Origin of the sequence: Flavimaribacter sediminis, from assembly GCF_019492055.1 — a bacterium.
Lineage (GTDB): Bacteria > Pseudomonadota > Alphaproteobacteria > Rhizobiales > Rhizobiaceae > Flavimaribacter > Flavimaribacter sediminis.
Window position 1 is genome coordinate 973,980 of sequence record NZ_JAICBX010000001.1, and the last position, 22,735, is coordinate 996,714.

The 22,735-nt window shown below is 60.5% G+C and carries 20 protein-coding genes; 11 read left to right on the forward strand and 9 right to left on the reverse strand.

The genetic code is table 11. The features are described from left to right. Positions 1-46: 46 nt before the first annotated feature. Entirely contained in the window at positions 47-973 is a 927-nt protein-coding gene (locus tag K1W69_RS04595; RefSeq protein ID WP_220227834.1) for a pseudouridine-5'-phosphate glycosidase, read from the reverse strand. Continuing rightward, positions 961-1,923, reverse strand: a complete 963-nt coding sequence (locus K1W69_RS04600) for a carbohydrate kinase family protein (RefSeq protein WP_220227142.1) — start codon at positions 1,921-1,923, stop codon at positions 961-963. The genes K1W69_RS04595 and K1W69_RS04600 overlap by 13 nt, the downstream gene beginning before the upstream one ends. 154 nt (positions 1,924-2,077) lie before the next feature. Between K1W69_RS04600 and K1W69_RS04605 the strand changes: the two genes are divergently transcribed. The 5 genes from K1W69_RS04605 (at position 2,078) to K1W69_RS04625 (ending at position 10,670) form a co-directional block, all read left to right on the forward strand. After that, complete coding sequence (locus K1W69_RS04605) at positions 2,078-3,235, forward strand: M24 family metallopeptidase (protein ID WP_220227143.1); 1,158 nt, start codon at positions 2,078-2,080, stop codon at positions 3,233-3,235. 4 nt (positions 3,236-3,239) lie between these two features. After that, complete coding sequence (locus K1W69_RS04610) at positions 3,240-4,034, forward strand: carbon-nitrogen hydrolase family protein (protein ID WP_220227144.1); 795 nt, start codon at positions 3,240-3,242, stop codon at positions 4,032-4,034. 287 nt (positions 4,035-4,321) lie between these two features. Next, complete coding sequence (gene recA / locus K1W69_RS04615; protein ID WP_220227145.1) at positions 4,322-5,401, forward strand: recombinase RecA; 1,080 nt, start codon at positions 4,322-4,324, stop codon at positions 5,399-5,401. 220 nt (positions 5,402-5,621) lie between these two features. Next, positions 5,622-8,282 carry an alanine--tRNA ligase gene (alaS, locus tag K1W69_RS04620; RefSeq protein WP_220227146.1) on the forward strand — a complete coding sequence of 887 codons (2,661 nt, stop codon included), beginning with the start codon at positions 5,622-5,624 and terminating at the stop codon, positions 8,280-8,282. Between the two features lie 354 nt (positions 8,283-8,636). Next, on the forward strand, positions 8,637-10,670 hold the full coding sequence (locus K1W69_RS04625) for an aq_1923 C-terminal domain (protein WP_220227147.1): 2,034 nt from the start codon (positions 8,637-8,639) through the stop codon (positions 10,668-10,670). Between the two features lie 65 nt (positions 10,671-10,735). On the opposite strand, the gene K1W69_RS04630 is transcribed toward K1W69_RS04625, so the two are convergent. Beyond that, entirely contained in the window at positions 10,736-11,947 is a 1,212-nt protein-coding gene (locus K1W69_RS04630; RefSeq protein WP_220227148.1) for an NADP-dependent isocitrate dehydrogenase, read from the reverse strand. Between the two features lie 164 nt (positions 11,948-12,111). On the opposite strand from K1W69_RS04630, the gene K1W69_RS04635 reads away from it, so the two are divergent. The 6 genes from K1W69_RS04635 to K1W69_RS04660 all read left to right on the forward strand — a co-directional run bounded on the left by K1W69_RS04635 (position 12,112) and on the right by K1W69_RS04660 (position 17,325). Then, positions 12,112-13,044, forward strand: a complete 933-nt coding sequence (locus K1W69_RS04635; RefSeq protein WP_220227149.1) for an alpha/beta fold hydrolase — start codon at positions 12,112-12,114, stop codon at positions 13,042-13,044. A gap of 3 nt (positions 13,045-13,047) precedes the next feature. Then, entirely contained in the window at positions 13,048-13,875 is an 828-nt protein-coding gene (locus K1W69_RS04640; RefSeq protein WP_220227150.1) for an RNA methyltransferase, read from the forward strand. Continuing rightward, entirely contained in the window at positions 13,868-14,653 is a 786-nt protein-coding gene (gene murI / locus K1W69_RS04645; RefSeq protein ID WP_220227151.1) for a glutamate racemase, read from the forward strand. Before K1W69_RS04640 ends, murI begins: the two co-directional genes overlap by 8 nt. 209 nt (positions 14,654-14,862) lie before the next feature. Further along, on the forward strand, positions 14,863-15,480 hold the full coding sequence (gene rpsD, locus K1W69_RS04650; RefSeq protein WP_220227152.1) for a 30S ribosomal protein S4: 618 nt from the start codon (positions 14,863-14,865) through the stop codon (positions 15,478-15,480). A gap of 160 nt (positions 15,481-15,640) precedes the next feature. Further along, positions 15,641-16,495, forward strand: coding sequence for a tRNA 2-thiocytidine(32) synthetase TtcA (gene ttcA, locus K1W69_RS04655; protein ID WP_258570898.1), 855 nt, complete (start codon positions 15,641-15,643; stop codon positions 16,493-16,495). A 2-nt stretch (positions 16,496-16,497) separates the two neighbouring features. Further along, positions 16,498-17,325 carry an inositol monophosphatase family protein gene (locus tag K1W69_RS04660; RefSeq protein ID WP_220227154.1) on the forward strand — a complete coding sequence of 276 codons (828 nt, stop codon included), beginning with the start codon at positions 16,498-16,500 and terminating at the stop codon, positions 17,323-17,325. A gap of 3 nt (positions 17,326-17,328) precedes the next feature. Here the strand turns inward: K1W69_RS04660 and K1W69_RS04665 are convergent, their stop codons facing one another. The 6 genes from K1W69_RS04665 to purL form a co-directional block, all read right to left on the reverse strand. Further along, the gene (locus K1W69_RS04665; protein WP_220227155.1) at positions 17,329-18,594 is read right to left on the reverse strand and encodes a multidrug effflux MFS transporter; all 1,266 of its coding nucleotides are present in this window, start codon (positions 18,592-18,594) and stop codon (positions 17,329-17,331) included. A gap of 141 nt (positions 18,595-18,735) precedes the next feature. Next, positions 18,736-19,200, reverse strand: coding sequence for a YtoQ family protein (locus K1W69_RS04670; protein WP_220227156.1), 465 nt, complete (start codon positions 19,198-19,200; stop codon positions 18,736-18,738). Then, positions 19,200-19,535, reverse strand: a complete 336-nt coding sequence (gene grxD / locus K1W69_RS04675) for a Grx4 family monothiol glutaredoxin (protein WP_220227157.1) — start codon at positions 19,533-19,535, stop codon at positions 19,200-19,202. Before grxD ends, K1W69_RS04670 begins: the two co-directional genes overlap by 1 nt. 168 nt (positions 19,536-19,703) lie before the next feature. After that, complete coding sequence (locus tag K1W69_RS04680; protein WP_220227158.1) at positions 19,704-20,066, reverse strand: hypothetical protein; 363 nt, start codon at positions 20,064-20,066, stop codon at positions 19,704-19,706. 131 nt (positions 20,067-20,197) lie between these two features. Further along, positions 20,198-20,431, reverse strand: a complete 234-nt coding sequence (locus K1W69_RS04685; RefSeq protein WP_220227159.1) for a BolA/IbaG family iron-sulfur metabolism protein — start codon at positions 20,429-20,431, stop codon at positions 20,198-20,200. A gap of 85 nt (positions 20,432-20,516) precedes the next feature. Further along, positions 20,517-22,727 carry a phosphoribosylformylglycinamidine synthase subunit PurL gene (gene purL / locus K1W69_RS04690; RefSeq protein WP_220227161.1) on the reverse strand — a complete coding sequence of 737 codons (2,211 nt, stop codon included), beginning with the start codon at positions 22,725-22,727 and terminating at the stop codon, positions 20,517-20,519. Positions 22,728-22,735 lie beyond the last annotated feature (8 nt).

Below are 22,735 nucleotides of genomic sequence, written 5' to 3' on the forward strand. Positions count from 1 at the left end.
GTAATCCGTTCGCCCGCTTGTCTGCGCGGGCGATCGGACTGCTTTCTCAACCCTCTACAGACACGACCGCGATCTCGGCCGCCAGACGCGCATTGCTGGCGACGAGGGCGATGTTTGTCTGCAGGCTGCGGCCTTCGGTTATGTCGAAGATTGCGGCGAGCAGGAATGGCGTGACGTCCTTGCCGCTGACGCCGCGCTCGTCCGCCATCCGCAGGGCGGCGGCGATGTGCTCTTCCATCTCTTCGCGCGGAATCTCGTCGGCCTCCGGCACGGGATTGGCGACCAGCATCCCGCCAGTCACGCCATAATCTGTTCGTGCCCGCTGAAAAGCGGCGATCTCGCCGGCCGTATCCAGCCGCAAGGGCGACGCCAGGCCTGAATCGCGAGACCAGAAAGCCGGAAAGGCGTCGCTGCCAAAGGTTACGACCGGAACGCCCTTGGTTTCCAGCACTTCGAGCGTCTTCGGAATGTCGAGGATCGCCTTTGCCCCGGCGCAGACAACCGTCACCGGCGTACGCGCCAGTTCCTCGAGATCGGCTGATATGTCGAAACTCGTCTCCGCGCCGCGATGCACCCCGCCGATGCCGCCGGTCGCAAACACGCCGATCCCGGCGAGATGGGCGCCGATCATGGTGGCGGCGACCGTTGTCGCCCCGGTGCGACCCGTCGCAATGGCGAAAGCGAGATCGGCGCGCGATACTTTGAGCGCGTCTTTCGTCTGCGCGAGTTTTTCAAGTTGCGCGTCTTCGAGGCCGACATGCAGCCGACCCTCGATCACGGCGATCGTCGCGGGCGTTGCGCCGCCGTCGCGAATGATCGCCTCCACGCCCTTCGCCATTTCCAGGTTGCGCGGCCAGGGCATGCCATGGGTGATGATCGTGGATTCGAGCGCCACGACCGGTTGGCCGGCGTCGAGCGCCGCGCGAACGTCAGTGGAATAGGCGATGTCAGGGGCAGGGGTCACGCTGGGTATCCGGTTGTCTGTCGATTGAAGATGGTTGCGGGGGCGATCCCCGCCGTCGCTGCGTTGAGGGCAGGCCCGTCAAGCGCGGTTGCGACCGCCTCGGCCGAGCGCACGGTGATCCATGCGGCCGCCACGCCGCTGCGCACGGCTTCTGCAAGCTCAAGTCCGCGCGCGAGGCCGTCGAGTGTTGCTGCGGCAAGCGCGTCGCCTGCGCCGGTAACGTCGGCGAGCCCGTCAGCCTCCCGCGTCTCGACGCTAAAAGCGCGTTCGCCGTCAAAGGCGATCACCGGGCGCGCGCCGCGCGTGATGACCGCGCATCTCAGCCCTCTTTCGCGAAGGGCGTCCGGCCAGGCGTCGGCGTCGCTGTCGGGCCCGCACAGTTCCCGCGCTTCCGCTTCGTTCAGGAACAGCACCGAGAGCTGGTCGAGAAGCGGCGCCAGGCGCACGACCTTTGCCGGCGAAATCGCAATCGCCGCCACCGGTTTTCCGTTCTGCGCCGCAGCGGAGACGAGCGCCGCAAGCGAAGCCGTCTGGAAATTGGCGTCGCACAGGATCCATTCGGACGCTTCCACCGCCTCCCGAATGTGTCTGCGGGAAAACTGTCGGGGTCCGAACCGGTCATAGAGCTCCATGTCGGCGACAGCGATCAACAGATTGCCGTCCTGTTCCAGAATAGCCGAATAGCTGGGCGTCGTCCGGTCGAGAAAGATCTGCTGACGGAAATCGACGCCGGCGTCCGCCGCGCGACGCTCCACGGCTTCTGCCGCCGCGTCGCCGCCGCCGACCGAAACCATGGTCACCGTATTGCCCAGTTGCGCCAGGTTGCGCGCTGCGTTGAAACCGCCGCCGCCCGGTTCCTCGCGCCATCGGCCCGGATTGCTCGCGCCCGGTATGGTCCGGGTTGATATCTGGGCGCGTCGGTCGAGATGGGCGCCGCCAAGGACGAAGATACGTGCCATCGGGTGTGGTTTTTTCCGTCGAAGTCCGTCGCTTGCCGATAAGCGTTAAGGATCTGAATCAGGTTGATTGTCTCATTCGCAAACTTCCAGCACTATAACAATGGCGCTGAAGCGGCGCGACCTTGAAAAACCGCCTCCGGCGAGGGAGTTGCACATGCTGGAAGAAGCAAAGGCGAGAACTGCGAGGCTGCAGGCTCTCATGGCCGAGAACGCCATTCCGCTTGCAATCTTCACCGATGAGGCGTCGATCGCCTATCTCGCCGGTTTCTGGGGGTATCTCGGCATAGAATTCGGCAGGCCGACAATGCTTATCCTCCGGCCGGATGCGGAACCGGTCGTCCTTGCGCCGCTGCTTGAATCCGAGATGGTGTCCGCCATGACCTGGGTCGGCGATGTGCGCGCCTGGGAAGATTCCGGTCAACGGAGCTGGATGCGCCTGCTTTCCGAAATCGTCGGCGATGCGCCAGGCGAAATATGGATCGAGCGCAATCACATTTCCGCGCTAGTGCGCAACCATATCGACGAAACCTGGCCCGACGCGGCGAAGAACGACATCTCTCCGCATCTCGGACGGATGCGGATGATCAAGTCGCCGTTCGAGATCGAGGTGATGCGGCAGGCAGGCCGGGTCGCCGGCGCCATGATGAAGGCCGCCCATGGGTCGCTCGCGGAAGGCGTGCCGGAATTCGAGTCGGCGCTCGCCGTCATCGAGGCCGGAACGCGTGAGGCGGCGGGCTTCCTGACGGACAAGGGGCTTGACCGCTTTGTGTCGCCGATGATCCACAATCTTCAGATCCTGCAAAGCGGCGCCGACACCTCCATGGTGCACAGGCGGGCGAGTACGCGCCGCTACGAGCGCGGCGATCCGGTCTATTTCTGTTTCTGCAACATGGCGCAGTTCCGCCAGTACAAGCTCGGTTTCGACCGCATGTTCCATATCGGCGAGATTTCGGATGATGAAGCGCAGGTGCAGCAGGCCGCGATCGACGCCCAGCAGGCCGCCATTGCGGCGATCCGGCCAGGAGTCGTCGCCGAGGATGTGGCGGCTGCGGCGAACGAGGTGTATCGGGATCGGGGCTACGAGACCGGTTATCGCACCGGCCGCTCGATCGGCGTCTCCTATCTGGAAGCGCCGGAACTGAAAGCCGGAGACAGGACGGTGCTCGAACCCGGAATGACTTTCGCAGTGGACGGCGGCATTTCAGTCGAAAAGTCCTGCGCGGGACGGATCGGCGATTCCGTCGTGGTCACGCAAGACGGGTGCGACTACCTGACAAGCTATCCCCGCGAATTGATGGTGACAGAGATCTGACGTCATGGATGCTGAACTGAACATCGCCGTCATGCAGAGCCCCGGTTCCCTTGGCGAACCCGAAGAGCGCATCAACTGGCTGGAGCAGACGCTCCTGCGGCATCGGGCAGGCGACTTCGATATCGTCGCGCTGCCCGAGCTTTTCCTTTCCGGCTACAATGTCGGACACAAGCTGAAGGAGAGGGGCGAGCCCGCCGACGGGCCGTCCAGCAGGCGCATCGCGGATATGGCGCGCCGGCTTGGCGTCGCCATACACTATGGCTATGCGGAACGCGCCGATGGCGGGCTTTACAGTTCTTCCCAAACATTCACCGCCGACGGGGCGCTCGCGAACAGGCATCGCAAACTGGTCATTCCGCCGGGTTTCGAGGAAGACCATTTCATCTCCGGCGCCGGTTGCGTCCTGTTCGAAATGAACGGTTTTCGCATCGCCCCGCTCATCTGCTACGACGCGGAGTTCCCCGAGACCTTTCGCCATGTCTGCGAGACTGGCGCTGATCTGGTCATCGTGCCAACGGCGCTGGCGAGCCAGTGGGAAGTCGTTGCTCGCAAACTCATTCCTACACGCGCTTTCGAGAACGGCGTCTATATAGCCTACGCCAACCACTGCGGAGAAGACGGCGACCTGCGCTTTCTCGGGCACAGCTGCATCGTCGGGCCGGACGGTCGCGATCTCGCGCGCGCCGGACGGGATGAAGAAGTCATCGCCGCAAAACTCCAGGTCGGCCGCGTCGCCGCCTCCCGTAAACGCTTGCCCTATCACGCCGACCGCAAGCGCATTCGGTTTGAGGCGGTATGATCTGCTCCCAATAGCCGTAGCGTGATCAGCACATCTTGCCGCGTCGCTACAAATGATCAGTCAAGCGGTAGGGCGAATCAGGCGTCTTCCGGGAAACGCACGGTTGTTACGGAGAAGCCGGGTGCCTGTAGTCTTCATCATTCCCGGACAAAAATAGAACAAAATATAATTTTTTGCATATTTACAATTATTTAACTGCCTCTTGCGAAACTGGAACAAATAGGGTACAAATGAACGTGTGCGGCGCTCATTGCCTGTCATGCCCAGATAACCTAAAGGTGGATTGAATGGCTCAGAATTCATTGCGGCTCGTAGAGGAAAATTCGGTGGACAAAAGCAAGGCACTTGATGCGGCGCTCTCGCAGATCGAGCGGGCATTCGGCAAGGGCTCGATCATGAAGCTCGGCTCGAACGAGAACGTTGTCGAGATCGAGACGGTCTCCACCGGTTCGCTCGGACTGGACATCGCGCTCGGCGTCGGCGGCCTGCCGAAGGGGCGCATCATTGAGATTTACGGTCCGGAAAGCTCCGGCAAGACGACCATGGCGCTGCATACTGTCGCTGAGTCGCAGAAAAAGGGCGGCATTTGCGGTTTCATCGACGCCGAGCATGCGCTTGATCCGGTCTATGCCCGCAAGCTGGGCGTGGATCTTGAAAACCTGCTGATCTCTCAGCCGGACACCGGCGAACAGGCGCTCGAAATCGCCGATACGCTTGTGCGTTCCGGCGCGATCGACGTGCTGGTGATCGACTCCGTCGCGGCGCTGACGCCGCGCGCCGAAATCGAAGGCGAAATGGGCGATTCTCTGCCCGGCCTGCAGGCCCGGCTGATGAGCCAGGCGCTGCGCAAGTTGACGGGCTCGATCTCGCGCTCCAACTGCATGGTCATCTTCATCAACCAGATCCGCATGAAGATCGGCGTCATGTTCGGTTCGCCCGAGACGACCACCGGCGGCAATGCGCTGAAGTTCTATGCCTCCGTGCGCCTCGACATTCGCCGCATCGGCTCCGTCAAGGATCGCGATGAGATCGTTGGCAACCAGACCCGCATCAAGGTCGTCAAAAACAAGATGGCGCCGCCCTTCAAGCAGGTGGAATTCGACATCATGTACGGCGAGGGCGTGTCGAAGACCGGCGAACTTGTCGACCTCGGCGTCAAGGCGGGCATCGTCGAAAAATCCGGCGCATGGTTCTCCTACAACAGCCAGAGGCTGGGGCAGGGGCGCGAGAACGCCAAGCAGTTCCTTAAGGACAACCCGGAGATAGCGGCCGAGATCGAATTGGCCCTGCGCCAGAATGCAGGCCTTATCGCCGAGCAGATGCTCGATGACAGGGGTCCGGAAGAAGACGACGCGGCCGAAGCGTGATCCATCCCCGCTGATATTTGTCAGCGTTCCCAGGAACCGGCGGCGTCTTCGTGACGCCGCCGGTTTCGTCCGTATTTGCGGCGTCTGAATGCTGGCGTCCGCGAACCCGGACAAGGCCCCTCAAGTGTATCTGGACAGTCCGCGGCGAGATGGATAAAAGCCGCATGGATCAAGGCGACCGCATCAGGGTCGCCGCAAGGCGTAGGGTAAAGGGCTGGCGATGAGCAGCAGCGTAAACGATATTCGGACGGCGTTTCTCGACTATTTCGGCCGCAACGGTCATGAGATCGTCGAATCCGGCCCGCTTGTGCCGCGCAACGACCCGACGCTGATGTTCACCAACGCCGGAATGGTGCAGTTCAAGAACGTCTTTACGGGTCTTGAACACCGTCCCTACAATCGCGCGACAACCTCGCAGAAATGCGTGCGCGCCGGCGGCAAGCACAACGACCTCGACAATGTCGGCTATACGGCGCGTCACCACACCTTCTTCGAGATGCTCGGCAATTTCTCCTTCGGAGATTATTTCAAGGATCTTGCCATCGAGCTTGCCTGGAACCTGATCACGAAGGAATTCGGCCTCGACAAGGACAGGCTTCTCGTCACCGTCTATCACACGGACGATCAGGCCTTTGATCTGTGGAAGAAGATTGCCGGCCTTCCCGAGGAGCGGATCATCCGCATCCCGACAAGCGATAATTTCTGGGCGATGGGCGATACCGGCCCTTGTGGTCCGTGCTCGGAAATCTTCTATGATCACGGCGAGCATATCTGGGGTGGTCCTCCCGGTTCCGCGGAAGAAGACGGCGACCGGTTCATAGAGATATGGAACCTCGTCTTTATGCAGTACGAGCAGTTGACCGCCGAAGAGCGGGTCAATCTGCCGAAGCCGTCGATCGACACCGGCATGGGTCTCGAGCGCATCGCCGCCGTTCTGCAGGGCGAACACGACAATTACGACATTGACCTCTTCAAGACGCTCATCGGCGCGTCGGTCGAACTGACGGGCGTTCCGGCCGAGGGCAAGGCGCGGGCGAGCCACCGGGTGATCGCCGATCACCTGCGGTCGTCCGCTTTTCTGATCGCCGACGGCGTGTTGCCGTCGAACGAGGGCCGCGGCTACGTGCTCCGCCGGATCATGCGGCGCGCCATGCGTCACGCACAGTTGCTCGGCGCGAGCGAACCGCTCATGTGGCGTTTGCTTCCCGCGCTTGTCGCCGAAATGGGCCGCGCCTATCCGGAACTGATCCGCGCCGAAGCGCTGATTTCCGAAACGCTGAAGCTGGAGGAGACCCGCTTCGGACGGACGCTTGAGCGCGGCCTGTCGCTGCTCACCGACGCTTCCTCTGACATGAACGAAGGCGACGTACTTGACGGCGAGACGGCCTTCAAGCTGTACGACACTTACGGTTTTCCTCTGGATCTCACGCAGGACGCACTGCGCCAGCGTGGCATCTCCGTGGACGACGATGGTTTCAAGGCCGCCATGGAGCGTCAGAAGGCGGAAGCCCGCAAGAATTGGGCGGGCTCCGGCGAGGCTGCGACGGAAACCGTATGGTTCGAGTTGAAAGACAAACTCGGCGCAACGGATTTTCTCGGATACGACACCGAGCGCGCCGAGGGCGTGATCACGGCGATTGTTCGTGACGGCAAGGAAACGGATGAAGCCAAAGCCGGCGACGATATACAGGTCATCGTCAACCAGACGCCGTTTTACGGCGAGTCCGGCGGTCAGATGGGCGACACCGGTGTAATCAGCGCCGATGGCCTGCGCCTTGTCGTCACCGACACGCAGAAAAAGGCCGACGGTCTGTTCGTGCACCACGCCAGCGTCGAGGAGGGCGTGCCGCGCAAGGGCATGGAGGTCGTGCTCGACGTCGATAACCGACGCCGCTCGAAACTGCGCGCCAACCATTCCGCCACGCATCTGATCCATGAGGCGCTTCGCGAGGTGCTGGGCGCCCATGTCGCGCAGAAGGGCTCGCTCGTCGCCCCGGACAGGCTGCGCTTCGACATCTCCCATCCGAAGCCCGTGGAGCCGGATGAGCTGGAAGTCGTGGAAGGCATGGCCAACGAGATCGTGATCCAGAACAGCCCGGTCACCACGCGGCTGATGGCCGTCGACGACGCTATCGCCGAGGGCGCCATGGCGCTGTTCGGAGAGAAATATGGCGACGAGGTCCGCGTTGTCTCCATGGGCTCGGCGCTTCGCGGCGACAAGAAGGGCAAGACCTATTCGACGGAGCTTTGCGGGGGAACCCACGTCAAAGCCACCGGTGATATCGGCCTGGTGCACATCATTGGAGAGAGCGCCGTCGGCGCCGGCGTTCGGCGTATCGAGGCGCTGACGGGAGAGGCCGCGCGGGATTATCTGGCCGAGCAGGAAAGGCGGGTGCGTGAACTGGCGTCGAAACTGCGCGTCCAGCCGTCCGAACTCGTCGCCCGTGTCGAAACCCTCGTCGAGGAGCGCCGCAAGCTCGAAAAGGAAGTGGCTGACCTGAAAAAGAAGGTCGCCATGGGCGGCCCGGCTCAGGCCTCCGACGAGACCCGTGATCTCAAAGGCGTCAAATATCTCGGCAAGGCGCTCGCGGGCGTCGCGCCGCGCGATCTGAAGGGGCTTGTTGATGAAGCCAAAGCTTCGCTCGGCTCCGGCGTCGTCGTGCTCGTCGGCGTGTCCGACGACGGCAAGGCCAGCGTCGTGGTCGGCGTGACATCAGACCTGACAGACCGGTTCAGCGCTGTCGATCTGGTGCGCGTCGCCTCCGCCACGCTTGGCGGCAAGGGCGGCGGCGGCCGGCCCGATCTCGCTCAGGCCGGAGGCCCCGACGCCAGCAAGGCGGACGCCGCCGTCGAGGCGGTGGCCGAGGCCATTGCGGCCTGACCTGATTGCCAAAAACCGCGATTCCCGAAACAAAGCCAGATGAGGCGGTTTGTCTCACGAGAGCCAATTCCCGAAACAAAGCCAGAGGGGGCTTTTTTGCCCGCGAAAGCCAATTCCCGAAACAAAGCCAGATTTTATTGGTTTATGCAAAACAGTATTTAGCAATTTAAAAACAATAACTTAAATATAAATCCTCCCTCATGCCGGGCTCGACCCGGCTTCCGGAAAAGGCTCTCGGCGACTGCAAGGTCCGGGTCGAGATTTTGGAAAGTTTACACGGCGAACTGTTCGCCGGTTGTAGCCTTTGGTCATGAAACCTGTAGTATTTCCCCCGACATGTTCGGGAGTTATTCAATGAAAGCAATTTCAGCCGCCGCAGTCCTGTTTGTTTTTACGGCAACCTCTCAGGTTAATGCGCAAGAGGATGTTCGAGGCGCGCTGGAAACGTGGCTCAATGTCAATGATGTCCCAGGGCTTGCTTTAACCCACGGCGCAATAGAAGAGCGTGACGATCAAACGGTAATCGAGGATATCAAACTCGAATATCAGGTAACCCTCGACAGCGAATTGGGCGTCCATGTCAATGGCGTGTACGGAACTTGGGTATTGGACTTCAGTCTCGAGATTCCGGAAACGGTTCTTCATGGTCTCGAGTTCCGGAGTGATGGAGTTGAGGCAAGCAAGATTAGTTATCCCGAGGACATGCAGTACCTGCTGTCGCTCGCATCCGATAGAGGCCGAATCTCTGTTAAAGGCGGTGTCGAGGAATACAGCGTAGAAGGATTCTTCTTTCCTGCTCTACCTGAAATCGCCGACGATCCGGACCGGCCGGTCAGCCGATTTGTACCCCTGATCCGGGCCTTGCAGGAAATACGGGTCGACCGGGCCGGGATGGGGCTTCTTTACGGCGAGATCGATACCGACTTGTCCGACGCCGGAGGAGGGGTCGTTTCAGGAAAGTTCACGCGGCGTGATATTGTGCTTTCCGGGTGGGAGAACGGAGTTATCGGCGCCTATGACAGCGGAGAGGCGCGCGAGGAATATACGTATCCTGATGAAAACGGAAAAATGACGACCCAGGTTGCGTCCACCAGAGAACTGCAATTTCGTGACTACAATTTGTTTGGTTCAGTTGACTTGCTGCAGCTGGGATCCATCGAAGAAACCGTGGTCCTGGGATCAATGATCCAGCGCGGGTATTTGAGTAATGTGTCCGGACAGCGGACTTCGATTGATGAAGTGTTGATCGAGGGAGTTACGATGAAACGCCCGGATTTCGATGTTCTTGGCTACATGGACTCCCTGATCACCGGTAGCGAAGTCGACGATACGCAATTCGAACGCATGTATTTGGAAACTCTGCGGAGCTTTTCACTCGCCCGCGCTGGTCTCCGCGGAATCTCCGTCGATGCCGAGCAGGATGGAAACCAGATCGACTTGAATCTGAGTCAATTCTTGCTCTCGGATCTGGGTTCGGAGGGTCTTGGCGAATTCTCGATGACCGATCTCGAATTCGGTGTCGAAAATTTCTTGGACATGAATTTCGAGAAGATCTTTATCAAGGATGTCGACTTTCCGTCCGTTTCCTGGATGAGACAAGTGATCGATAGTCCAGAAATTTTGGAAGATGTTGACCCACTTTTGCTGGCGCGCGCTTTCACGCCCACTGCCCTCACGGCGGGTCTCGGGAAATTATCCCTTCAATTTGCCGGCACAGATGATGATTTGCTCCTTAACAGTTTCCACACCCGGTTCGAATCGGCGGTCTCACCCATTCCGACCCTCTTCGAACTTACGATCGACGGCTTCGAGATATCTGCCGACATGATTGAGGATCCGGATGCGGTCGTCATCTTCGAGGGCCTTGGCATCGAGAAGATCGCGCTCAACGAAGATTTCCGGATCGCATGGGATGAGGCCACCGGCGACGTCACGATAGATCGTCTCGTTTTCGATCTGGGAAATGTCGGCAAGGTCAGCGGGCGTATGCAGATCGGAGGCGTTCCGCGCTTTGTGCTGGAAAACCCTGAAAAGCCGGAAGCCTTGATGGTCACCGCCAACCTGAAATCGCTTGAGCTGGATTTCGAGAACGCCGGCGCGGTTGAGGCCATCGTCACGGCGCGGGCCGACAATGACGGAACGAGCGAGGTGGAGGCGCAGACAGCGCTGCTCCTGCAGGCGCTGAACAATCTGAGCCCGTTCGCAAGCAAGGAAGTGCTTGCTGACGTAGAAGCCGAACTGTCAGACTTCCTCGAGAATCCGATATCGTTTCGCGTAACGCTGAAGCCCGAAAATCCTTTGCCGGTCGCCCAGATCGCGGCCGGCTTCATGACGTCGCCGCAGACCCTGCCGCAACTGCTTGGGCTGACGATCGAAGCCAATCACTGATTTCTCATACAAAAACCCCGCCGGTGAGGCGGGGTTGATCGTTCGTCTGTATTGAGCAATTGGCCTCAGGCCATCGCCTTCTGCAGGTTCTCGTCCACCTTGTCGAGGAAGCCGGTGGTCGAAAGCCAGGGCTGGTCTGGGCCGATCAGCAGCGCCAGGTCCTTCGTCATGTGGCCGCTTTCCACGGTGTCCACGCAGACTTTTTCAAGCGTGTCGGCGAATTTGGCCAGCGCCTCGTTGTTGTCGAGCTTCGCCCGGTGGGCGAGGCCGCGCGTCCACGCGAAGATGGAGGCGATCGAGTTGGTCGAGGTTTCCTCGCCCTTCTGATGCTGGCGGTAGTGGCGCGTCACGGTGCCGTGCGCGGCTTCCGCCTCGACCGTCTTGCCGTCCGGCGTCATCAGAACGGACGTCATCAGGCCGAGCGAGCCGAAGCCCTGAGCCACCGTGTCGGACTGCACGTCGCCGTCGTAGTTCTTGCAGGCCCAGACATAGCCGCCGGACCATTTCAGGTTGGCCGCCACCATGTCGTCGATCAGGCGGTGCTCGTAGGTGATGCCGGCTTCCTTGAAGGCGTCCTGGAATTCCGCCTCGTAGATTTCCTGGAAGATGTCCTTGAAGCGGCCGTCATAGACCTTGAGGATCGTGTTCTTGGTCGACAGGTAGACCGGAACCTTCCGCTGCAGGCCGTAGTTCAACGAGGCGCGAGCGAAGTCGGTGATCGAGGCGTCGAGATTGTACATGCCCATGGCGATGCCGGCGCCCGGCGCGTCGAAGACCTCGAATTCTTCTTCGTAGCCGTCTTCGCCGACGAATTTCATCGTCAGCTTGCCTTTGCCCGGAAACTTGAAGTCGGTCGCGCGATACTGGTCGCCGAAGGCGTGACGGCCGACAATCACCGGCCTCGTCCAGCCGGGAACGAGACGCGGCACGTTGTTGCAGATGATCGGCTCGCGGAAGATCACGCCGCCGAGAATGTTGCGGATGGTGCCGTTCGGCGAGCGCCACATTTTCTTGAGGCCGAATTCCTCGACGCGCGCCTCGTCCGGCGTAATCGTCGCGCATTTGACGCCGACGCCGTGCTTCTTGATGGCGTTGGCCGCGTCGATGGTGATCTGGTCGTCCGTCGCGTCGCGGCTTTCCATGCCGAGGTCGTAATATTCAAGGTCGATGTCCAGATAGGGGTGTATCAACTTGTCCTTGATGAACTGCCAGATGATCCGGGTCATCTCGTCGCCGTCGAGTTCGACAACCGGATTTTCGACCTTGATTTTTGCCATGAAGAAAGCCTCGTCTTTATGTTTTCGGGCGGTGCGCCCGCTGAGCTATCGTGAAGTTCGCGCTCCTATAACACTGTGCGCCGTGAAGGCAAAGGTGGTGTTCCTGCTGATTTCGTCTTATGTGAGCGCCCGAGTGCTCATGTGGCGCCAATACAGGAAGAATCATGCAACCCGAATTTCATGTTTTCGAGGAAGGCGAAGTGCGGCTTCACTACGCGGCGCTGGGGCGTCCGGATGCGCCGGCGCTGATCTGCCTGCATGGATTTCCGGAATACTGGGCCGGCTTTCGCGATATCATGCCGTTGCTTGCCGCGCGTTTCCGCGTCTACGCGCCGGATCAGCGCGGCTACAATCTGTCATTCAAGCCGAAAGGCGTCGACGCCTATGCGGCCCGGCATCTCGCCGGCGACATCGCCCGCTTTATCGATCACGTTTCTCCGGATCAGCCAGTCCTGCTGTTCGGGCATGATTGGGGCGCTTCCGTCGCCTACGCCTATGCCTTCCGCCATCCGGAAAGGCTTACCGGTCTGGTCATCGCCAACGGCGTCCATCCGGTCACGTTCCAGCGGGCGCTACTGTTCGACAAAGGCCAGCGCGAGGCGAGTTATTACATCCCGAGGCTTCGCAAACCCGGCGTCGAGGCGGCGCTCGAGGAGGACGACTACGCCCGCACGTTCAACATGATCGGGGGCTTTTCGTCGACGGACTGGCTGAGCGAGGATGTGAAAGAGGGATATCGCGACGCCTGGAGCCAGCCTGGCGCGATGGAAGCGATGGTCAACTGGTATCGCGCGTCGCCCCTCGTTGTGCCGGCGGCGGATGCGGACGCAGCCGGAATCGAACGCGAAGCAGAGCGTCTGCTCGACATTCCGGCGGAACATGTCACGGTTCAGGTCCCGCATCTTGTCGTGTGGGGCGCTGACGACGCCGCCCTCAAAGACGTCTGTCTGGACGGTCTTGAGGACTTTGCGCCGGATCTGGAGATCCACCGGATGGAGGGAACAGGGCACTGGCTCCTGCATGAAAGGCCGCAGGAGGTTTCCGGCGCGGTTTTCGATTGGCTTGACAGGAAGGGCATAGTCTCCGGACGGGCGTAGCGTATGGCGGGAACAGACCGGCAGAAGAAACTCATGACAGGCGGCCCGGCGATCATTCTCGTCGAGCCGCAACTCGGCGAGAATATCGGCATGGTGGCGCGCGCCATGGCGAATTTCGGACTGTCGGACCTGCGGCTGGTCAATCCGCGCGACGGCTGGCCGAACGACAAGGCACGCTCGGCCGCCAGCAAGGCCGACCACGTGATCGATGCGACACAGGTTTTCGATACTCTGGCGGAAGCGATCGCCGATCTGAATTTCGTCGTCGCCACCACCGCGCGGGAACGCGACGGCTTCAAGCCCGTCTGCGGGCCGGTCGAGGCGACCGGAAAGCTGCGCCGCGTGGAGGAAGGCGACGGGCGCGCCGGAATTCTTTTCGGCCGCGAACGCTGGGGATTGAAGAACCACGAGATCACGCTTGCCGACGAGATCGTCACCTTTCCGGTCAATCCCGCCTTCGCATCGCTGAACATCGCGCAGGCCGTGCTCCTCATGGCCTATGAATGGATGAAATCGGGTATGGAGAGCGACCTGCCGGCCGATTTCAGGCAAGCGGAAATGGAGCCGGCCACCAAGGCCGACATGCAGGGCCTGTTCGATCATCTGGAGGAGGCGCTGGAGGCGCGTGGTTATTTCAGGCCCGCCTCGAAAAAACCGAAAATGGTGGAGAACCTGCGCGCCGTACTCAGTCGACAGGGTTTCTTCCTGCCGGAAATCAATCTCTTGAGAGGCGTGATACGGTCGCTCGACCGGTTCAGCCGCAAAAAGCCGAAAGGCAGTGGAGCGCCGGACATGGACCCAAGCGACGAGGCGGTACATTCCGGTGAGTGACGGACCGATCCTCGTTTTCGATTCAGGCATCGGCGGGCTGACGGTCCTGCGCGAGGCGCGGGTTCTGATGCCCGATCGCCGGTTCGTGTATGTCGTCGATGACGCCGCCTTTCCCTACGGCGGGTGGGAAGAGGGCGCTCTCGATCGCCATATCGTCAATTTGTTCGGCCGACTCATTGAGGAGCACCAGCCGCAGCTCTGCGTGATCGCCTGCAACACCGCGTCGACGCTGGTGCTTGGTAGTTTGCGCAAGGCCTTCGCCGACATGCCTTTTGTCGGCACCGTGCCGGCGATCAAACCGGCGGCCGAGCGCACGCGCTCCGGCCTGGTCTCGGTGCTTGCGACCCCCGGCACGGTTAAACGCGCCTACACGCGCGATCTTATCCAGTCCTTTGCCGCACAATGCCATGTGCGGCTGGTCGGCTCGGAAAATCTGGCGTCTCTTGCTGAAAGGCATATTCGCGGCGTGCACAATGATCCGGCTGCTGTCCTGGCGGAGATCGAGCCCTGTTTTGTCGAACAGGACGGCGAGCGCACCGATATCGTCGTGCTTGCCTGCACCCATTACCCTTTTCTCGCCAATGTGTTTCGACGTCTCGCGCCCTGGCCCGTGGACTGGCTGGATCCGGCCGAAGCGATCGCCCGGCGTGCGCTGTCGCTGCTGCCCGATGTCCGCGCCGTCTCTGATGAGCCGGATATTGCCGTTTTCACGTCGGGAGCGCCAGACTTTGCGATCCGCCGGCTGATGGGCGGGTTCGGACTTTCGGTCTCGACATGATTTTCGTTGACTTTGCTCCGGGTTTCTCCTAATCAACCCCGGAATTCGGGCCTCGCGGCCCGTTTTTTCATTACGTGTCCCGTGAATATCCGTTTTCGCATGAGTGCTGCGGATATTCTGTCAGTCGGCAAAAACAGCCGGCAGAGGAGGGCGCGTTTCCTTCAACCGGTTTGGAGACAAGCCGGTGCAACTGTATGAAAGGGAATGCGGTGAGCAAGCGCGAACCATCCAAATACAAACTCGATCGCCGTATGGGCGAAAACATCTGGGGACGTCCGAAGTCTCCGGTCAACCGTCGTGAATATGGCCCCGGCCAGCACGGACAGCGCCGCAAGGGCAAGCTTTCCGACTTCGGCGTACAGCTTCGCGCCAAGCAGAAGCTGAAGGGCTACTACGGCGATATCCGTGAAAAGCAGTTCCGCAAGATCTACGACGAAGCCAACCGCCGGAAGGGCGATACGCCGGAAAACCTGATAGGTCTCCTGGAATCGCGTCTGGACGCTGTCGTCTACCGCGCAAAATTCGTGCCGACGGTCTTCGCCGCTCGCCAGTTTGTCAACCACGGTCACGTCACGGTCAATGGCGTTCGCACCAACATCCCGTCCTACCGCTGCAAGCCGGGCGACGTGATCGAAGTTCGCGAAAAGTCCAAGCAGATGGTGCTGGTTCTGGAATCGGTGCAGCTCGCCGAACGCGACGTGCCGGAATACGTCGAAGCAGACCACAACAAGATGGTCGCCACTTTCGTGCGTGTGCCGGGTCTGGCCGATGTGCCGTATCCGGTGCATATGGAACCGAACCTCGTGGTCGAGTTCTATTCACGCTGATCGGTTTTCGACAGTCGACATTCGAAGCCGCCGGTTTGCTCCGGCGGCTTTTTTGTTTTAATCCTTGCCTTCGCGATCCAGCGCGATTCAAACCGAACCGGAACGTCTCATGACCACCGCCGAAACCGCAGTCGAGGCTTGGACAGAGCCTGTCGTGGATATGCCCGGCTCTGCAATGTCGTATCATCCGATGTTCAGGGACGCGCCGGGGTCGGTCAGCTTCAAGAAGCTGAGAAAGCGCCTGTTGCGGCAGACGCGGGAAGCCATCGACAGCTATGCAATGGTGGACACGGACGCACAGCGGCGTCCGCGCTGGCTGGTCGCGCTGTCGGGCGGCAAGGATTCCTATGGTATGCTGGCGCTGTTGCTCGATCTGCAATGGCGCGGGTTGCTTCCCGTCGATCTACTGGCCTGTAATCTCGATCAGGGTCAGCCGAATTTCCCGAAGCATGTTTTGCCGGAGTTTCTCGAGGCGAACGGCGTCGCGCACCGGATCGAATATCGCGACACCTATTCCATCGTCACTGACAAGCTGCCCGAGACGAGCACCTACTGCTCGCTCTGCTCGCGCCTCAGACGCGGACATCTCTATCGCATCGCTCGCGAGGAAGGATGCGAGGCGCTGGTGCTCGGCCACCACCGCGAAGACATCCTCGAAACGTTCTTCATGAACCTGTTCCACGGTGGGCGGCTGGAGGCCATGCCGCCGAAACTCGTCAACGACGAAGGCGACCTTCTCGTCCTGCGTCCGCTGGCGCTCTGCGCCGAGGACGATCTGGCGAAATTCGCCGAAGCCCTGCGTTTTCCTATCATTCCCTGCGATCTCTGCGGGTCACAGGACGGGCTGCAGCGCAACGCCATGAAGGCGATGATCGCCGATATCGAGCGCCGCATGCCGGGACGCAAGGACGCGATGATCCGGGCGCTCGCCAATACACGGCCGTCACATCTTCTTGATACGAAACTGTTCGACTTTGCAGGCCTTTCTCTCAAGACAGACCCGACACCGGAGTAAATATGACATTTTCGGACAACGACATCGACGCGCTCGACGGGATATTGCGGCGGGCGGCGGAGGAACAGATCGCGCCGCGATTCCGCAGGTTGGAGGACAATCAGGTCCAGGAAAAGAAGTCGGCCCTCGATCTTGTCACCGAGGCTGACGTCGCCGCGGAACACGTGATCGAAGCGGCGTTGCGCGAAGCCTATCCCGAGGCGATCGTTGTCGGCGAGGAAGCTGCGGCAAAAGATCCTTCAATCATCGGCGCGCTGCACGGCGCTGATCTGGCCTTCGTCATCGATCCGATTGACGGCACTTTCAATTTCGCGTCCGACATGCCGCTGTTCGGCGTCATGCTGGCTGTTGTGGTCAAGGGCGAATGCGTCGCCGGCGTCATCCACTATCCGGTCTCCGGAGAAAGCCTGATAGGCCTCAGGGGCGCAGGCAGCAGGCTCGTCGACGAGCATATGGTTTCCCGTCCTGCAAGAGTGGCCGAACCCGTCCCGCTCTCGGAAATGATCGGAAACATTTCGTGGAGCTATATGGATGAACCGCGCCGCTCGCGGGTCGCCGGCAACATGGCGAAGGTCGCCATGACCTTTCACCTGAGATGCTCGGCCTGGGAGTATCGGGTTGTCGCCACCGGCAAGGCGCATTTCATCGGCGGACAACAGCTCTTGCCGTGGGATCATCTCGCCGGTGTGCTTATCCACCAGGAGGCGGGCGGCTATTCCGCCCGGCTCGACGGCTCGCTCTATCTTCCAGGCATGACCGACGGCGGACTGATCACTGCGCCCGACCTTGATACATGGCTGTTGATCCGCTCCGAAATTATCGGCGACTGAAAATCAGTCGTCAGCTGATCGCCTGAAGAGCCGTCCTCGGTCGGTCCAGGCAACAACCAGGATCGAGAGATAGCCGAAGATCGCGAAACCAAGCGCGAGCGGAACCAGCGTTCCGTCAAAAAAGCGGCCAACAACTGCGCCCAGCGCGGCGCCGCCCGTAAAGGTGACAACGCCGATCAGCGATGACGCCGAGCCAGCGATGCGCCCCATTGGCTCCATGGCGATCGCATTGAAATTGGCGGAAACCACGCCGAAAGCCCCCATGATCATGGCCATGAGCAGAAACGACGGCCAGAAGGGTGGGTTGTCCTGCAAGCTGATCGCCACCAGCAAGGTTGCAGCGACGGCATAGGCGATCAACGCCCAGTGAGAGATCATTCTCATGCCGAGCCGGCGCACCAGTTGGCCGTTAAGCAGGCTGAAAATCGCCATGAGGCAGGCGGTGGCGCCGAAGGCGGCGGCGAACCACGCCGCCTTGTCGAATACGACGTCGAAGACCTGCTGGGAGCTGACGATATAGGCGTAAAGTCCGCCGAAACACAGCATGGCCGCCACGGTGTAACCGACACTGATACGGTTGGAGGCGATCTCCCCGAAGGCCTGGCTCACGGCTGCATAGGATATCGGCCTGCGTTCGTCCGCTGGCAGGGTTTCCTTGAGACGAAGATATGTCCATAGCCCGAGTATTGCGCCAAACAGGCCAAGAAAGGCGAATATCCATTGCCAGGGGGCGACGACCAGGATCGCCTGGCCGATGCCGGGCGCGACGATTGGAACCACCATAAAAATCGAATAGGAATAGGACATGACGCGCGACATTTCCCGCCCGGTGAAACAATCGCGCACGATTGCGGTCGTCACCACCCGGACGGCCGCAGCGCATGCGCCCTGGGCTGCGCGCATTGCCAGCAGGGCCGCGTAACTTTCTGTCCAGATCGCGGCGAGGGAAAACACGGTGTAGAACGCCATTGCCGGGATCAGAACCGTGCGGCGGCCGAAGCGGTCAGAAAATGGTCCGAAAACAATCTGCGAGAGGCCGAATCCGAGACCGAAGACCACAACGACCATTTGCCGGTCATTGTGATCGCCGACGCCCAGACCTTCGCCTATCTGGGGCAGGGCCGGCAGCATGATGTCGATGGCCAGCGCCACGACGGAATTGAGCAGGGCGACAAGGATGATGAACTCGACAAAGCCAGTGCCGGCCTTTGTCACAGCGCCGGTTCCCCGCGGAGCCGAATTTGGCTGAACCCCTGATCCAGAGGACATCGAAACTCCTTCCGAGTGATGGCCAGGAGCCTGGATGCAAAGCCCTCCGGTCTTATTCAATTGACTTTGTCTGGTTCCGTAGCGCGACCTCCGGAACTGGCAGGATGAATCTTGCGGGGTCGGAGGTTCCGGTCCCGCAAATCAGGCGTTGTAGCCGGCAAGGCGTCCGTTGATCACATAATCAAGGATTTCGACCGTCTGTTCCGGTGTCTCAGCTACAGCCAGGGCGGCTGCGTCGACTTCCTTCAGCGCATGCTGGTGGTCAGGGCCATGGATGATGATCAGGGGTTTGCCAAGCGCCGCCGCGTATCCGGCGTCGAAGGCGGCGTTCCACTGCTTGTATTTTTCGCCGAATCGCACCACCACCACATCGGCCTTGCCGATCAGCGTGCGGGTGCGGATGGCGTTGACCTGCGCGCCCTTGTGGTCATGCCAGAACTTGTTTTGCTCTGCGCCCAGAATCTGAACGCCGCAATCGTCGGACGCTTCGTGATGGGTGACAGGCGCGCTGAACGTCACAGGCAGGTCGGCCTGGCCTGCCTTTTCTTCGATCCGTTCTCTCCAGTCCGTGTGGATTTCGCCGGAGAGGTAGACATTCCAGGCCATCAGGCTGCGCCCTTGACCGTGATTCCGTTCTCGGTGAAGTGGCTCTGCAGTTCGCTGGCCTGGAACATTTCGCGGATGATGTCGCAACCGCCGACGAATTCGCCCTTCACATAAAGCTGCGGGATAGTCGGCCAGTTGGAGTATTCCTTGATTCCCTGGCGGAGATCGTCACTTTCGAGAACATTGACGCCCTTGTAGTCGACGCCGAGATAGTCAAGAATTTGAACTACCTGGCCGGAAAAACCGCATTGCGGGAAGGTCGGGGTGCCCTTCATGAACAGCACGACGTCGCTGTTCTTGACTTCGTTGTCGATGAATTCGTTGATTGCGGTCATGGAACATTCCTTTTCGCTGCCGGGTAAAAGGCCCGGAGGTTTCGGTATTGTCCCGTAAATAACTCCGTAACTGTCAGATTTCCAGCCCCTTGTGGTGGATGTCGCTGGCGGAATCGGAAAAGCCGCGACTTGGGCCGCGGCTTGTCCTGAAAACAAAAGTGGTCTGGATCAGAAGTTCAGGCACTTTTCGAGAAGGCCGGCGTCCGGATACTTGGCGTTAGGTCCGAACTCCGCATAGCATCCTGCGGTCCAGGCGTAGGCGGTGTTGTCGAAAGGTTTTGCAACCGGGGAGTGGCCCGGAGCCTTGAAAACCTTCATGGGTTTGGCGGACTGGGCGCCTTTGCGAGTCGGCGCTGCGAACTTCGCCTGCAGGCATGCCTGTTTGTTCGATTCGGTGCCGCTGGCCTTGACGACCGTGCCGTCAGAACAGCGAACTTCGCGAATGGTGTCGGCGCTTGCCGGCGTGATGACGGTCGTGGACATGGTGGCCAGGACAGCGAGCGATGCGAGGGTGCTAACAATCGTTTTCATAAGTTCTCTCCGTTGAATTACATCCCCGTTGGATGCAGGAACAGAGATAGACTTATGCAACTGAACGTTGTTCGAACGGCCAGTTCACACACCATTCATGTGGAAAATTTCTTTCGCAAGGCCTTCCGGGTTCAGTCCGGCGCGCTTGTCTGCAGCGCAAGCGCGTGCAGTACGCCGCCCATATTTCCCTGCAGCGCGTTGTAGACCATCTGGTGCTGCTGCACCCTGGATTTGCCGCGGAAGCTTTCCGAAACCACTTCGGCCGCATAGTGATCGCCGTCACCCGCCAGATCCCTGATGGTCACCTTCGCGTCGGGAATGGCCGTCTTGATCATTGTTTCAATGTCTCCGGCGTTCATCGGCATCTTCGGTCTCCTGTCCTGCGGATTGCGGCCGGTCAGGCTGCATCCGGCGTCTTGCTTTAGTGGTTCGATCCGCTCATTCGAACCATCAGCCTTCCATATAGGAAGGAAACCACGATTCATGCACCGTGCGCAATTGGGATACGGGGATGCTCAGCAAATCACCCACTTTCAGGCGCTGGCCGGTCACGGTCCCGATCCTGCGGAAGGGAATGCCGGCGCCTTCTGCGTTCAGGCACACGAAGTTGGCGAGATCCCTGGGAATCGTCGCTACGTAGCGCGCCTGGTCCTCACCAAAGAGCTGGGCGTGCAGCGGGCCGTTATACTCGGAAATGTCGATTTCCATTCCCTGGTCGGAGGCAATCGCCATCTCGGCGAGGCAAATCGCCAGGCCGCCGTCGGAAATGTCGTGACAGGAGGAAAACTGGCCATTGCCGATCGCGGACCGAATAAAATCGCCATTGCGCCGCTCGATCGCGAGATCTACCGACGGCGGCGGGCCGTCAGTTTGATCGAGACAGTCACGCATATAGGCCGACTGGCCGAGATGCGCGCCATCGCCGCCAAACATAACCACGACGTCGCCATTCTTTGCGCCGCCGACGCGCGCCATGTTCGCCCAGTCGGCGATCAGACCGACGCCGGCGATCGTCGGTGTCGGCAGGATCGCCTCGCCATTGGTTTCGTTGTAGAGCGACACATTGCCTGAAACGATCGGGAAGCCGAGCGCGCTGCAGGCTTCGCCAATGCCCTCGATTGCCTTGACGAATTGCCCCATGATCTCCGGGCGTTCAGGATTGCCGAAATTCAGATTGTCGGTCGCCGCCAACGGAAGCGCGCCGGTCGCGGTCAGATTGCGCCAGCATTCGGCGACGGCCTGTTTGCCGCCTTCGAACGGATCCGCCTCGCAATAACGCGGCGTGACGTCGGAGGAAAAGGCGAGCGCCTTGGTGGGATGGCCGTCCACGCGCACAATGCCTGCGTCTCCGCCGGGAATCTGCAGTGTGTTGGCCTGGATCAGGGTGTCGTATTGCTCGTACACCCAGCGCTTTGACGCGTTGTTGGACGATCCCAGAACCGTCAGCAACGCCTCGCCATAGTCTTCCGGCTCGGCGATCTGGTCTGCGGGCAGGGGAGAATAGAGCCCCGTCTCGCGCCACGGCCTGTCATATTCCGGCGCCTCGTCGCCGAGTTCGCGAATCGGCAGATTGGCGACTTCATCCTTCTGGTGGAAGACCCTGAAGCGCAGGTCGTCCGTGGTTTTGCCGACGATCGCGAAATCCAGCCCCCATTTTCGGAAGATCGCCTCGGCGTCCGCTTCCAATTCGGGGCGAAGCACCATCAGCATGCGTTCCTGGCTTTCGGAAAGCATCATTTCATAGGCGCTCATTCGGTCTTCGCGCACCGGCACCTTGTCGAGATCGAGTTCGATGCCGAGGCCACCCTTGGCGCCCATTTCCACGGCGGAGCAGGTGAGGCCCGCAGCTCCCATGTCCTGAATGGCGATGACGGCGCCGGACGCCATCAGTTCCAGACAGGCTTCGAGCAGGCATTTTTCGGTGAACGGGTCGCCGACCTGAACGGTCGGGCGCTTTTCCTCGATGGTTTCGTCGAATTCGGCTGACGCCATGGTCGCGCCGCCGACGCCGTCGCGTCCGGTCTTGGCGCCCAAATAGACGACCGGCAGACCGACGCCTTCCGCCTTCGAATAGAAAATCGCATCGGATTTCGCGAGGCCGGCGGCAAAAGCATTGACCAGGCAATTGCCGTTATAGCGCGCGTCGAATTGCACCTCGCCGCCGACGGTCGGCACGCCGAAGGCGTTTCCATAACCGCCAACGCCGGCTACCACGCCGGAAACGAGGTGGCGGGTCTTGGGGTGGTCAGGCTCGCCGAAGCGCAGCGCGTTCATGGCGGCGATTGGTCTGGCGCCCATGGTGAAGACGTCGCGCAGAATGCCGCCGACGCCGGTCGCCGCCCCCTGATAGGGTTCAATATAGGACGGGTGGTTGTGGCTCTCCATCTTGAAGACCACGCAATCGCCGTCGCCAATATCGACAACGCCGGCGTTTTCGCCCGGCCCCTGGATCACCTGCGGGCCCGCTGTCGGCAGCGTTCGCAGCCATTTCTTGGAGGACTTGTAGGAGCAATGCTCGTTCCACATGGCCGAGAAAATGCCAAGTTCTGTAAAGCTCGGCTCCCGGCCGATCAGATCGATGATCCTTTGATATTCATCTTCCTTGAGCCCGTGGGCTTCCACCATCTCCGGGGTAATCGCGATATCGTTGGGAATGTTCATGTCGACCA